This is a genomic window from Fischerella sp. JS2, from assembly GCF_032393985.1.
In the GTDB taxonomy this organism is placed as follows: Bacteria; Cyanobacteriota; Cyanobacteriia; order Cyanobacteriales; family Nostocaceae; genus Fischerella.
This window is the reverse complement of record NZ_CP135918.1, coordinates 6,960,107-6,973,054: the sequence shown is the minus strand read 5'-3', so window position 1 is coordinate 6,973,054 and position 12,948 is coordinate 6,960,107. Positions and strand designations below refer to the sequence as shown.

15 protein-coding genes are annotated in these 12,948 nt (G+C 37.6%); 9 read left to right on the top strand and 6 right to left on the bottom strand.

Annotated features, from left to right (window positions below; genetic code table 11):
• Positions 1-151: 151 nt before the first annotated feature.
• The gene (locus RS893_RS29960) at positions 152-802 is read left to right on the top strand and encodes a Uma2 family endonuclease (RefSeq protein WP_315789182.1); all 651 of its coding nucleotides are present in this window, start codon (positions 152-154) and stop codon (positions 800-802) included.
• A gap of 173 nt (positions 803-975) precedes the next feature.
• Here RS893_RS29960 and RS893_RS29955 read toward each other — a convergent pair whose 3' ends face one another.
• The gene (locus RS893_RS29955) at positions 976-1,182 is read right to left on the bottom strand and encodes a helix-turn-helix transcriptional regulator (RefSeq protein WP_315789181.1); all 207 of its coding nucleotides are present in this window, start codon (positions 1,180-1,182) and stop codon (positions 976-978) included.
• A gap of 175 nt (positions 1,183-1,357) precedes the next feature.
• Between RS893_RS29955 and RS893_RS29950 the strand changes: the two genes are divergently transcribed.
• Positions 1,358-1,591 carry a hypothetical protein gene (locus RS893_RS29950; protein WP_315789180.1) on the top strand — a complete coding sequence of 78 codons (234 nt, stop codon included), beginning with the start codon at positions 1,358-1,360 and terminating at the stop codon, positions 1,589-1,591.
• 119 nt (positions 1,592-1,710) lie between these two features.
• Here the strand turns inward: RS893_RS29950 and RS893_RS29945 are convergent, their stop codons facing one another.
• From RS893_RS29945 to RS893_RS29935, 3 genes are all read right to left on the bottom strand, one after another.
• Complete coding sequence (locus RS893_RS29945; RefSeq protein ID WP_315789179.1) at positions 1,711-2,085, bottom strand: hypothetical protein; 375 nt, start codon at positions 2,083-2,085, stop codon at positions 1,711-1,713.
• 284 nt (positions 2,086-2,369) lie between these two features.
• The gene (locus RS893_RS29940; RefSeq protein ID WP_396336397.1) at positions 2,370-3,365 is read right to left on the bottom strand and encodes an RNA polymerase sigma factor, RpoD/SigA family; all 996 of its coding nucleotides are present in this window, start codon (positions 3,363-3,365) and stop codon (positions 2,370-2,372) included.
• Positions 3,366-3,738: 373 nt separating this feature from the next.
• Positions 3,739-4,416 carry a sugar transferase gene (locus RS893_RS29935; RefSeq protein WP_315789178.1) on the bottom strand — a complete coding sequence of 226 codons (678 nt, stop codon included), beginning with the start codon at positions 4,414-4,416 and terminating at the stop codon, positions 3,739-3,741.
• Positions 4,417-5,071: 655 nt separating this feature from the next.
• Between RS893_RS29935 and RS893_RS29930 the strand changes: the two genes are divergently transcribed.
• The 5 genes from RS893_RS29930 to RS893_RS29910 all read left to right on the top strand — a co-directional run bounded on the left by RS893_RS29930 (position 5,072) and on the right by RS893_RS29910 (position 8,264).
• Complete coding sequence (locus RS893_RS29930) at positions 5,072-5,374, top strand: hypothetical protein (RefSeq protein WP_315789177.1); 303 nt, start codon at positions 5,072-5,074, stop codon at positions 5,372-5,374.
• Between the two features lie 993 nt (positions 5,375-6,367).
• The gene (locus RS893_RS29925; protein ID WP_315789176.1) at positions 6,368-6,673 is read left to right on the top strand and encodes a YkvA family protein; all 306 of its coding nucleotides are present in this window, start codon (positions 6,368-6,370) and stop codon (positions 6,671-6,673) included.
• A gap of 442 nt (positions 6,674-7,115) precedes the next feature.
• The gene (locus RS893_RS29920) at positions 7,116-7,253 is read left to right on the top strand and encodes a hypothetical protein (RefSeq protein ID WP_315789175.1); all 138 of its coding nucleotides are present in this window, start codon (positions 7,116-7,118) and stop codon (positions 7,251-7,253) included.
• Positions 7,254-7,336: 83 nt separating this feature from the next.
• Entirely contained in the window at positions 7,337-7,801 is a 465-nt protein-coding gene (locus tag RS893_RS29915) for a hypothetical protein (RefSeq protein ID WP_315789174.1), read from the top strand.
• A gap of 160 nt (positions 7,802-7,961) precedes the next feature.
• The gene (locus RS893_RS29910) at positions 7,962-8,264 is read left to right on the top strand and encodes an S-layer protein (protein WP_315789173.1); all 303 of its coding nucleotides are present in this window, start codon (positions 7,962-7,964) and stop codon (positions 8,262-8,264) included.
• A gap of 690 nt (positions 8,265-8,954) precedes the next feature.
• On the opposite strand, the gene RS893_RS29905 is transcribed toward RS893_RS29910, so the two are convergent.
• Positions 8,955-9,704, bottom strand: coding sequence for a ferritin-like domain-containing protein (locus tag RS893_RS29905; RefSeq protein WP_315789172.1), 750 nt, complete (start codon positions 9,702-9,704; stop codon positions 8,955-8,957).
• Between the two features lie 129 nt (positions 9,705-9,833).
• Here RS893_RS29905 and RS893_RS29900 point away from each other — a divergent pair, with 129 nt between their 5' ends.
• Positions 9,834-10,421: a thermonuclease family protein gene (locus tag RS893_RS29900; RefSeq protein ID WP_315789171.1), complete on the top strand. Its 588-nt coding sequence runs from the start codon at positions 9,834-9,836 to the stop codon at positions 10,419-10,421.
• 126 nt (positions 10,422-10,547) lie between these two features.
• On the opposite strand, the gene RS893_RS29895 is transcribed toward RS893_RS29900, so the two are convergent.
• Positions 10,548-12,053 carry an ABC transporter permease subunit gene (locus RS893_RS29895; RefSeq protein ID WP_315789170.1) on the bottom strand — a complete coding sequence of 502 codons (1,506 nt, stop codon included), beginning with the start codon at positions 12,051-12,053 and terminating at the stop codon, positions 10,548-10,550.
• 119 nt (positions 12,054-12,172) lie between these two features.
• Here RS893_RS29895 and RS893_RS29890 point away from each other — a divergent pair, with 119 nt between their 5' ends.
• Entirely contained in the window at positions 12,173-12,937 is a 765-nt protein-coding gene (locus RS893_RS29890; RefSeq protein WP_315789169.1) for an amino acid ABC transporter ATP-binding protein, read from the top strand.
• The last annotated feature ends 11 nt before the right edge of the window (positions 12,938-12,948 follow it).

Here is a 12,948-nt window from a genome sequence, read left to right as displayed (position 1 = left end):
GTTATGATAATTTATAGAGATTTTCAACTCCATCAGCTACAAAACCTCACCCCTTACCCCTCTCCTTAGTAAGGAGAGGGGTATTCGGTAGGAGGGGTGAGGTGTATTTTACTCAAATGCAAACACCATCAACGTCCAGTAAACTACTGACATGACATTACCTACCATCACCCAAAATACAATAGACCTGGCTCCGGGAGATGAGTTAATCCTGAGATTCAGGACGTGGGAAGATTATGAGAATTTAATTGCCCGTCGGCAGGATAAAGCGGGACTAAAAATTCGATACAGTAGCGCTACTCAAGAAATCAGAATTATGTCACCGTTGTCTGGGCATGGTAAGAATGCTGATATTTTATCGGATTTAGTGAAGGCTTTGCTGCGATATCAAAATCAAGATTGGGAGGTATTTACTCCTATTACTCTCAAGCGCACTAACAAACAGGGAGTAGAACCAGACTATTGTTTTTATATCCAAAATCGTCAGCAGATTTTAGGGAAGGAACGTATTAATTTAGAATTTGATCCACCTGCCGATTTAGTGATTGAAGTTGATTTAACTTCTAGTACTAAAGCCGAAGATTATCAAGCAATAGCCCCTCAAGAACTGTGGATTTATCGTCGTAGTGGTTTACTGATTTATTTATTTGATGGACAACAGTATCAGGAAAGTCAAACTAGTTATAATTTCCCTGATTTTGATGTGAAAAAGCTGATACCTGAATATGTTGATCGGGGTTGGCAGGTTGGCTCAAGTATTGCTGTACGAGAGTTTGAGAAGTTTTTGAGAGAAGGTTTTTAAATTTGTTGCCAATATTTCAGGGAGACTTCGATGCAGTGCAGATTTAATGTTAGGTTGCTTGCAGCTATCATCACCAACTACGGAAGAAGTTCTCAAAGAATTTTTTTACTTCTGCAACAACCTTTCCAACTTTGCTTTTATCGACTGCTTTTCCAATGAACTATAAGTAGCGCTTACTCTTCTACTACTTCCATCAAATCTTCAATTGATACACCAAACACACGCGCCAATTTGAGAACAGAAATCAAGTTAACCATTGCCATTCCAGGAGAGTTAGCATAAGTTGCTACAGTGCTGTAAGGGAGTTCTGAACGCTCAGACACTTCTTTGAGAGTCCAACCTCGTTCTGCTGCAAGTTCTTTAATTCGCAATCTAAACACGCCTCATCCTGGTATTGACAATATCGAGATTTCGATTTTTAATATTCATAATCTCAAAAATCGAGAACTCGATTTTTGAGGGTCACAATACTAAAAGCGATCGCTCGCTGAGCCTGGAAAACTTGAGAGCGATCGCTATTCAAAACATATCCCACAAATTGGGGAAGATTAACTTATGATATCAATCTCGAAGCCAAAGTCAAATACTCATCCTTGGTATGTTATTCGGCAACTACCTAATTTGCAACGGCGGGTAGTGGTTCGGTTTCATCGTCGTCATGATGCAGAAGCCTATCTACAAATTCTCCAGCAATTACTGCCTACAGCAAGTCATGTGATCGTGTTTGATCCGATACTTGGAGAAGTAACAGAAATCTCATGTAAAGCTGAAATTGCAAACAGTAGATAACACAGGTAAACTTTTAAAAACTAATTAGTTAACAGTAGAGATGCTGCATAGCAACGTCTCTACTAATTTATACATGCCTTCCTTAGTGGTGCGATTGCATTCACAAATACACTAAGATTCTAATAAACCACAGGTGCTTGACCACGCAAAGCACGTAGAGCATTCATACAGTAAGGACAATCGCAACCAAATGTAGCAAGTGCAGCATCGCTTTCCTCTTCAGTAAAGTTTAGCATGGCTACTTTATCATTTGAAAAGTTGACTGAATTGAACTTAGCTGTGGAAGCATAACGGGGATCTACATCTTTTTTTGAAGTTCGTATACATACAAAGCGGTCATAACTAACGTGAGGATGTTTTATGCACGCTTCTCCGTCTTGTAGACGAATTACTGGTGAAGCCGCATGAGCAGGATTGACTATTCCGATTACAGATAATAAAGATGTGAAAATAGTTGGACTGGCAAGCAAAGCTAGTGCTAATTTCTTGTTCATAATCTTTCCAAAAAAGAACATTGCTGAACACTAAAACCATCCAATTAAGTTTTTCAGTGTTCAGAATATAATAATCAAGAATAGCAGTAAAATATGAGTTTTGTTTGATTTATCAAACTTTGATAGGATAAAACATTTTACTGAAATTTCAAACTAATTAATAGCAAAGTAAATGATAATAATAACCAATTTGAGAATATTTGTTTTTTACACAGAAACCGACTTCTCACAGAAATCGGTGATTTTTAAAGTTTATTAAATTGAAACAATAGTTGTTATTTTTACTAACCAACTAAATAACAACTAACTTTATTCTTATGTCTTCGTAAAGTATTAAGAGCTTGTTGCTCTAACTGTCGCACTCGTTCTCTACTAATACCAATGCGTTCACCAACTGCTGCTAAGGAAAGTTCATTTCCGTCTGTTAAACCGAAGCGTAAAGTCAATATTTCCTGTTGTTGAGGAGGTAATTTAGATAATAAGTTTTGGATATCTTGATTTAGAGATTTCTGCATAGTGTAGCTTTCAGGTGATAATCCATCATCCTCTAACATATCCTGTAATTCTGTATCTAATTCACTTCCCACTCGCATTTCTAAAGAAACAGGTTGACGTGCAGAAAGCCAGTATTGTCTAATTTCATCAGGTTGTAAATCAAGTACTTGGGCAATTTCCGTTGTAGTGGGGGTACGACCTAATTTCTGAGATAATTCTCGTTGAGTAGACTTAATTTTATTTAGTCTTTCAGTGATATGAATAGGTAAGCGAATTGTACGTCCTTGTTGTGCGATCGCTCGTGTTATCGCTTGACGAATCCACCAGTAAGCATAAGTCGAAAACTTGTATCCCTTTGTTGGATCAAATTTCTCAATTCCTCGTTCTAGCCCTAAAGTCCCCTCTTGAATTAAATCTAAAAAGTCTAAATTACGCTTTTGATATTTTTTAGCGATAGAAACTACTAATCGCAAATTAGCTACTAGTATTTTCTGTTTAGCTTGTTGCCCTTGATTTAGCAAATCAAGCAGTTGCTTTTCATCCATCTTTATACTATTTGCCCACTCTTGGAGTGTAGGTTCACGCTTTAATTCCAATGCTAATTTTTCTTGAACAGCAAGTATATTTAACATCTGCTGTACTTGTTTAGATAAATAAATCTCTTGTTCATGATTAAGTAGAGGAATACGCCCAATTTCATGCAGATAAGTACGCACCATATCAAACTTATATACATAGTTTTTAGTTTGAATATGAACTTCTTTCACAGTTATTGAATGATTCATAAATTCTTGTAGAGGCTAAAAGTTAGTACTTGTAAGCAACTATCTGATGACTATTGGGTATCTCAACACTGGCTTGACGTGAATATGTCTAACTTAAAACTTGGATGTTTCACAGATGTGTCAAACAATTGAAGAATAGATGTCAACAAATTTTATACGCTTTGAACTAAAGCACATAGTCTTTCAGGATGAGGGGTTAAACCCCTCACCGATTGACCAATATTTTTGGCAGACTCAAAAGCTGCTGTAAAACAGTTTAAAGTTTATTTTTAACAAGGCAAACGTGAGCTAAAAAATTTGCCAAGTAACAAATATTGTGTTACTTGGCATTTATTTGACATCTATATTGTTTATTAACTATTGACTCGTTTAATTAGAAAGCTCCTACTCTACCCATTAGAATATAGAAAGTTTTAGCAATCAACAGCAAGTCATACAAAGGATGCCATTTCTTTTGGTATTGCAAGTCTAAATCAACAATTTGTTCAAAGTCCTTCACATGGGAGCGGCCGCTAGTTTGCCACTCACCAGTTAGACCTGGTTTAACATTTAAACGTTGCCAGTGACGTTGATTGTAATGTGCGACTTCGTCAGCAGTAGGCGGGCGTGTTCCTACTAAACTCATTTCTCCAACAAGAACATTCCAAAATTGCGGAAGTTCGTCTAAGCTGGTGCTTCGTAAAAAACGCCCTACTTTGGTTACTCGGAAGTCATTCTTATTTTTAAATATAAGCCCGTTAGCTTCATTTTTAACTAAGTATTTTAACTGTTCAGCCTCAGGAACCATTGACCGGAATTTACGAATATAAAATGGCCGTCCCTGTAATCCGTAACGTTCTTGTACGAAAAAAATAGGGCCAGGACTGTCTAGTTTGATAGCGATCGTGATCGGTATAAATACAATAGCTAATATTAATAGTCCAATGGTGCCACCCAGAATATCTAAACAACGTTTAAATTTAGATCTTACTGAGGGGTGAGAATGAAATGATAAGTCCCATGTGTTAGAAGTTGCACCTTCAACAACGGTTGTAAATGGTATTTGGTACATTGTCAAGCCGAGTGTTGAGCGAAAAACTTATTTTTACGTATCTGTATTTCGACTATAGACTTACCTTTATTATTAAGATGCAAATACAACCGTATATTCACTGAATCTTCATCAAGTTAATAGGGATCATCAATTTTTATAAATTTCACATAAAGCGTATTTAATATATCTTATGGTGGATGAAAAAACGTTTTTTATATGGATATTACAAGTAATTGTGTTAGAATTTGCTATCAACTGAGTGTTAACATTGAAACACTAAAGTCAGTTATGTTACTTAAAAATATCAGCTTGTAATTCCCCACTCAAACATTGATATCAAGGTTCGAGAAAAGCAATTTTGCTTTGTATAAAAAGCAAAATAACTGCAAAAACATACAGTAACTCTAGCATTTGTTTTCTCCCTCAAAGTCAAAAATCATATTTAGTGGTGGATAAAAATAACACTTTGCTTTTGTAGAGTGTTTTCCCGCTTAGTATAGATGATGTTTGAGTTGAAAGTTTTTGCTCTAAGAGCGTAACTTATCTTAATCGAAGTCTGGAAAAATCACAGACTAATATAAAAGTGGCAACAGCTGCTTGTATTCAACTTATTAAAAAATTCAGCAACAAAAAATTTACTGTGATGCGATCTCAAAATTGAGGAGTTGGATAAATGGTTATAGCAGGGGCGGAAATTAAAGTAGGTCGCTTAGAATCTATTGTTGAGCAAATTGGAGAAGCTGTACTGGCCACTACAGAAACTATTGAACGTTTAGCTCAAAGAGTAGATAATCTCAGCACCCAAGTAGAAGAACAAGGAAAACAGTTACAGCAGCAGGGTTATCAAATTTTAGCTTTATGTGACGCAGTTCAAACTTTGGCTCAAACACAGGATCATTCGTTGCAAAGAATATCGCAGCTGACAAAAACTTTAGATAGTCTGATGAAACTAATTGAAGCATCAGAAGAAGGATGAAGGCTAAATCAGTGAATAGTAAACAGTTATCAGTTACCAATTAGTAACTATACCTCTTGCAAAATCGTATCTTATGTATTTTAGATTATGGCTACGCAATCTGACCGTCAAAAGCGAATCATGGAGCATCTAGCTCGGAGTACGAACGACTTTATCAGGCCTACGCTTAACTCCAACTCAAATGATCGCAAACAGCGAATTCTAGAACACGTCCGTTTAACAAGAGGCTAAATACCTTCTGCTATTACTTGATGGTCGCGATTCAGATTTTATAGTACAATTGTACTGTAAATAGTGAAATCGCCAAATTTAAAACACTAATACTGGATGCTTTTTGTCTTTTTGACTGGAAGCATCTTTTTATTTAAGTGAGATGATATTTCATGAGCTATGAGAATCAGTTTTGTTACCAACAATTGCTTGCAATATATTCCCAAGTGAAAATAAAAAGGCTGCGACTAATAACACGATCATTAAATTAGCAAGAGCAGCAAAGGGAGAGATGATAAATAAGAGCAAGAACATAAAAATTAAAATTGTGAGCAGTGTTCTATTCATATTTTTTCACCTTTAATAATTGCTAGTCTTAAGCTAATCAAATGATTGACTACTTGTTCACATTCAAAAGAAGTAAATAGTCTTAATTCCCAAGTATGATTTCAAAGTTATGGATTTTGAAAATCGGGGATTAGGGATTCTCCTGGCAAAGACGCTGCGCGAACAGGGATTAACTTGACAGTAAACCTATAATCCATCAGTGTGAATCGCCTTACACAATGTACCCTAGGGAAAGCCATGCTTGAGTGTGTCTACGATTTTTCATACCCTATGGACGTAACTGAGCGATCGCAGTTAGTTTTTTGTACTCTCAATATACGGTAAATCGCCTATGCATTCGGTGGTGTATTTTCACTACAGCGCTAAGGGTGATCTACACCAGATTTTTATGGATGAATTTGTCAAGATAATCTTGTTAGTTTAAGGAGATTATCAATGAGAAAAAGATTTTTTACGCAGCTATTACAAAACAGAATTCGTAAATTTTTGCGTCATCCCAAATATCGCTGGTTCGCAATTATTGCTAGTTTATTTTACCTGATTAGCCCACTAGATATTTCACCTGATGTTTTCCCAGTTTTAGGATGGATTGATGATGGGCTGATTGCTAGCTTTATAGTTGCAGAAGTTTCTCAAATTGCTCTAGAACAACTCAAAAATCGTAAAAAAGGTACTTCTGTTGAATCAAATTCTACTCAAACAGCGACTGTGATTGATATTGATGCTGTGCCATTAAACTAAATGGTTCTGTTGGCTTAAATCTTGATTTAGATTTAAAGTACCTGGTAGAAAGTAGCTATCATCTGCTGTCTAGTAGTTTGTTTCATTAGTTCTAAAGGTTACGAGGGGATAGATCCCCGACTTTTTAAAAAGTCGGGGATTTAAACTATCAAAATCAATGGGGTGAACTACTAGCACCAATCTCAAGCAAATGAAGAGTCAGAGACTCTAGTTTTCATTACCAGGTTGAACCTGGTAATGAACTAACACTTAACTAACAACAAATATATTAAGAATGTTCACAAACTTGATTGGGCGATCGCCTTGTTATAGCAAAATAAAATACATAATCAAATAACATTGATCATTTTTTTTAGTAGAAAAAACTTAATAAAAGCAAGCATCCGTTAATTACGCATTGCGTGTGTATTGAGGTGCAATCAAAAATTGGAGGTTAGGAATTATGGCAACTCGCAATAATTCAGAAAATAGTTTATGGCAGAAAATACAACAAGATTCTGTTAGCTGGGGATCTTTATTACTTTGGGTTTGTGGTTTGGCAGTAATGTTAATTTTGGTGACAATGTTTGCTTCTGCTTAAATTCAGCAAAGCTCCAAGTTATGTGTGCGGTTACGAAGTTCCGATGAAACTATATTTTCAGTTTTGAACAGGAGAAAATTAACATGCATCGAGAACAGCTCGCCAAATGGCTACTCGGAGCTGCTGCGCTTTCGACAATTATCATTCCGATTGGTGTAGATGCGGTCTTGCTGGCAAAAGGTCACATGAATAATCCTGCATGGCTACCTCACGCAAAACTACATTGTGCCATGTCGTTTTTTGCTGCCATTTCATTGGGAAGTGCCGCATTAGCGATTTTGAAGGCTCGTCCGGTGAGCGATCGCTTTTCGATGGGTCTTGCTGCATTTCTCGGGTCTGCGTTTTGGATAGGACTGATTGCTGCTGGCTTATGGCCTGGAACTTCTTACGGTTTCCTCAATGACCCAGTTCTCGGCAATATTCGCGAGCCTGAGTTGGGTGGAATTACGATTTATCCTAATGTTGTGCTTGGTGTAATTACTATTGCGATTGCTATAGTTGGTTATTGGTTAACAAGTCAGACAAAATCAATTGATCAATATCGCTGAAAACTAGCTATCCAAACACATAGCTAGATTTTTGTTGTAGTAGGAGAACACAAACCATTCTTAGTTTGTTTCAGTATCACTGGCTGTTACTGAATTGACTCGATAAGGTCTTATCATCATCTAAAAAAGTAAAATAGAAACAGTGAACTGCCTAAAATTCATGAACAATAAACTTTTAGCAACAGTTATTGTATTAGCTTCTAGTAGCTTAGCTGTTTCTGTACAAGCTCAACAGTCTGATACTCAAGTACCAGCCAACTCATCTAATCAAGTCCTCAATGCTTGTGTTCAAAACAAAGCAGAAACTCTACCAAATCCTTTTAGCGATGTACCAAAAGACCATTGGGCTTTTAAAGCAGTAATGACAATGTATTACTGTGGTCCCTACCGTCAAGCAACACCGCCAGCTTTATTGGAACAGCCATCACCAACTAAAAATCAACAGCAATCTTTACACAAATAGCAATTTCAACAATATTTTGCTGGTAGCTAGCTGGTAGCTAGTAGTTAGTGGAAAATAACTAATTTATGCACTTCAAAAACTAGGATCGTGTTCATAATCCCAACAATGACCTTCACGCCAAACTCTACGAAGGTTGTGTTCACAATCAGCTTTATTAGTTAGCCAAGGAATAGATGTTGGGTGAAAATAATTAGATGAATGACTCAAATTAGAAGTAATTAAAGTGAATTTCAAGGAATAAATGGCATAGACACAAGTTGAGATAATAACAAAAAACACACTAACGAATACTATATTTCGAGAAAGCCAAGAAACTCTATTTGCTGAAGATTGAAAAGATTGTTTTGAACTCTTTTTTTGATCTAATGAAAACATAAAAATAACAACCCAGTTACTACTTAAGTGTTTACTTAAGCAGCTTTACTTCATATGTTGTAACAGCATATCAAACTATTGATTTGGGATCGGTATATTTAGTAATGCGTTCTTCAAAAATTTACGAGATTATGTAGTTTTCAAATGGCAATGTAAATAATACTAAATTTTATTAGATTTACCCCCTCGATCCCCCCGAAATTCGGGGGGAAACAACTCTTCCGGTTCCCTCCCCTTGTAAAGGGGAGGGTTAGGGTGGGGTAAAAATATTTGTGCTAGAGATCTAATTATTTCTCCCTAAATTCCCCTATGCAATTATGAAGCAACAATTAATTCAGAATCACTTTCTGAAGTAGCACGATCTTGTACTAAAGAACGAGTTTGTCCTTCACCTTGCAATACATTACTTGCAAACGCTAACAAAGCGTTTACTTTACGAGTACGCCACTCATCTACCAGTTTTTGCACCTTAACAGCAGCCATCCGTCGCATCATCGCTTCATAGAGATATCCAGCATGGCCAGTTTCATCTTTGGCAATACTCAACATTCCTAACTTGAGATTACGACTTTTTGGATCATCATCAGGCAACACGTTTGCCATCCGTGTAAAATCCTTACTGGCGTCTAGTTCTAGGATGTAGGTGCTACCCATAAAAACATCCCAGTCAATCACATCTGGTTTTAACTGTTCTTGAGTGTAACCATCGTAGTACGCAGCAAAAAATGGGCTACGTCTTTGTTGTGATTTGTTTTCTTCAGTTGCTGGCGGTAAACTTTTGAAATCAATCACTTGTTTATTCAGTTGCTTTAAAGCATGGGCAAAAATTTGACCATGTCTGGTTTCATCTGCTGCATGTTTTAGCAGTTTTTCTGCTAGCCATGTATCGCCTTCTGCGGCGGCGCGATCGCTAAGTTTTGTCAAAAAAGGTACAGAACCAGATTCTGCTAGCTGAAAACCTGCAAGAACATTAGGACGGGTTTTAGAGTCACGGATTTGTGCGGCGCTGTAGTATGCAACTGCACCCGAACCCACAAGATGCATGACGTAAGTCAAAAAGTTCATGAGAAACTCACACTTACTTTTGGGAGTTTACATTTCTTATACTAACGCTCAATATCTATTCAACTTCTGTCTATGTGATGATACGCCGTAATTTTGATACATTTGGCAAGCAACCAGACAAGGAGGAATATGAATTTTAGCGTTGTGAAAATAAATAAACAACCTTTACTTTGGTTTTGTGTGGCTATTCTAATTTTTGGTTTGATGGGATGCGATCGCCTCTTTGCTTCTGGTGATACAGTAGAACGAGTTAGCGATGGTGATACTCTCAGAATCAAAGATACAAAAGGTGATGAATTTACCGTCCGTTTTGCTTGTGTTGATGCACCAGAAATACCTCATTCCACCAAAGAAAGACAAAGTAAAGCCGCCAGCGATCGCAACCAATTTACTTGGGGAACAAAAGCGCAAGCAAGAGTGCAAGAACTAATCAACCAAGCAGGCGATCGCGTTAATCTCACACTGACAGATAGCGATCGCTATGGACGCAAAGTTGCAGAAGTCAGATTGCGTAATGGTACTTTTATTCAAGAATTATTAGTACGTGAAGGGTTAGCACTAGTTTATCGTCCCTATCTAAATAAATGTCCTAGTAAAGAAAGAATTCAACAAGCCGAAACCGAAGCTAAAGCAAATCAAAGAGGTGTTTGGGGTGATGCCAAATTTGTGAAACCTTGGGAATATAGGAGTTTATATAAGTTAAAGGCTAAAAGCTAAAAGGCAGAGGCTGGAGGGCAGATGGGAAGAAAATTTTAAATGATTACGAACACAGATGCACACAGATACACACAGATGGTTTATCGATGTGTATCTGTGATTTTTTCATCATTCATAATTCATCATTCATAATTTCTTCGCTGGGTTCATCCAAGTTTCCAATTTACTAAAGACTTGGGAAGAAAGCAGCGTTAAACATAAATATATTATTGCTACAGCCGCGTAAATTTCAAAAGCGCGATAATTATCTGCAACTATTAATACCCCTTTGCGGAATAATTCTTCAAAACCAATTACAGCTACTAAACTCGTATCTTTCAGCAAACTAATAAATTCATTACCCAAAGGTGGTATCATCCGCCGAAAAGCTTGGGGGAAAATGATATAGCGCATCGTTTGCACAGAACTTAAACCTAATGATTGCGCTGCTTCTGATTGTCCTATTTCTATTGATTGAATACCAGCACGGACAATTTCTGCAATGTAAGCAGCACAATTCAAACTCAACGCTATAACTGCTGCTGCAAAGCGATTAAAACTAAACGTAAAACCAAGCTCTTGCATAATTGCAGGTATGCCAAAATAAATCATGAAAATTTGCACTAATAATGGTGTCCCCCGGAAAAAATCAATGTACGCTCGTGCTATCCAGCGTATAGGTTTGATCTGAGAAAGGCGAATAATTCCAATTAAAGAACCCCCAACCAAACCCAAAATAATAGAAAATACTGTTAGTTGCAGTGTTACCAAAGCGCCTTGTAACAAAATTGGCACAGACCGCAAAATCACACCAACAGAGTTAGTTAGTCCAGATGCCCCAGAACCAGTATCATTAGTAAATGGTAATTTTGCTGGTAAATCAGGCGGCGTTGCTTTAAACCATTTTTGATAAATTTGGGCATATTCACCATTTTTCAGTACACTTGTCAAACCTTGATTTATTAACGCTAAATTTGGTGAATTTTTCGCTGTAGCAATACCATAATACTCCTGGGTTAATAACTGCTGCACCACTTTAATTCCCTGGAGATTACCAGTATTAATTGCATATAAAGTCACTGGTGCATCATTAATAACCGCATCTACATTTCCATTTGCTAACTCTTGTAATGCCAAAGGTGCAGAATCAAAACTGCGAATTTGCGCCCCCGGAATAGTTTGAGCTTTCTTCGCACCAGTAGTACCAATCTGCACAGCAATTTTTTTATTCTGCAAACTTGCAAAATTAGTAATATCTTGATTGTCAGCACGAACAGCGATCGCTAACCCCGCCTTAAAATAAGGACGGGAAAAAGAAACAGCTTTTGCCCTCTCCTCGGTGATAGTGATCGAACTAATCGCTGCATCCACTGTTTTTGCTTGTAAAGCTGGGATAATCCCATCAAACGGTATACTCTGGAAATTAACATTAAAATTAGCCGCCTTAGCGATCGCCCTCATCAAGTCATAAGAAAAACCTTGGGGTTGACCACCCTCTCCGATAAACTCAAAAGGAGGAAAAGCAGGTTCCGTCGCCACCTTCAAAGTTTTCTGTGCAACACTAACACTACTGTTAAAACTAGCAATACCAAGCAATAAAAAACAACACAACCCCACAATCAAACTAAACCGCAACCAGTTTAAAACCCTCATCTTCTGTTTCCTCTTCTCTGTTGGCGTCTTGGCGTCTTGGCGTCTTGGCGGTTCATCAAATACACCAAACCTTACGCCAAATGAATAGATAACTAATTCTCCTACACTCCTACACCCTCATGAACTCGTCCATTCCCGTCATCACATTTCATAACATTGAAAAAAACTTCGGTTCCCTCAAAGTCCTCAAAGGAATTAGCGGTGAAATTAACCGAGGAGAAGTAGTCGCTGTTATCGGTTCCTCTGGCTGCGGAAAAAGTACTCTCCTACGCTGCTTCAACCGCTTAGAAAAAATTGATAGCGGACATTTAACAGTCAATGGTATTAATTTATCCCATCCCCAATTCAATCAAAAGCAACTGCGACAATTACGTACCCAAGTTGGTATGGTTTTTCAACAATTCAACTTGTTTCCTCACCTCACAGTTTTGGAAAATTTAATACTAGCGCCTTGTAAAGTATTAAGTAAAACCCGCAAAGAAAGTACACAACAGGCAGGATTTTATCTCGAAAAAGTGGGACTATTTGACAAAGCATCAGCTTATCCCGAACAGCTTTCTGGTGGGCAAAAACAACGGGTAGCTATTGCTCGGAGTTTATGCATGAATCCCCAAATTATGCTATTCGATGAACCCACCAGCGCCCTAGATCCAGAACTGGTGGGAGAAGTTTTGCAAGTTATGCAGGAATTAGCAACCGAGGGCATGACAATGGTAGTTGTTACCCACGAAATGCAATTTGCTCGTGAAGTGGCACATCGCGTTATCTTCATGGATAAAGGCATTGTGGCAGAACAAGGCCCGGCTAGTGAAGTGATCTCAAATCCCCAAAGCGATCGCCTGCGTACTTTTCTAAGTCGCTTGAATGGGGTGATGGGGAGGTAGCGGTGTGAGGG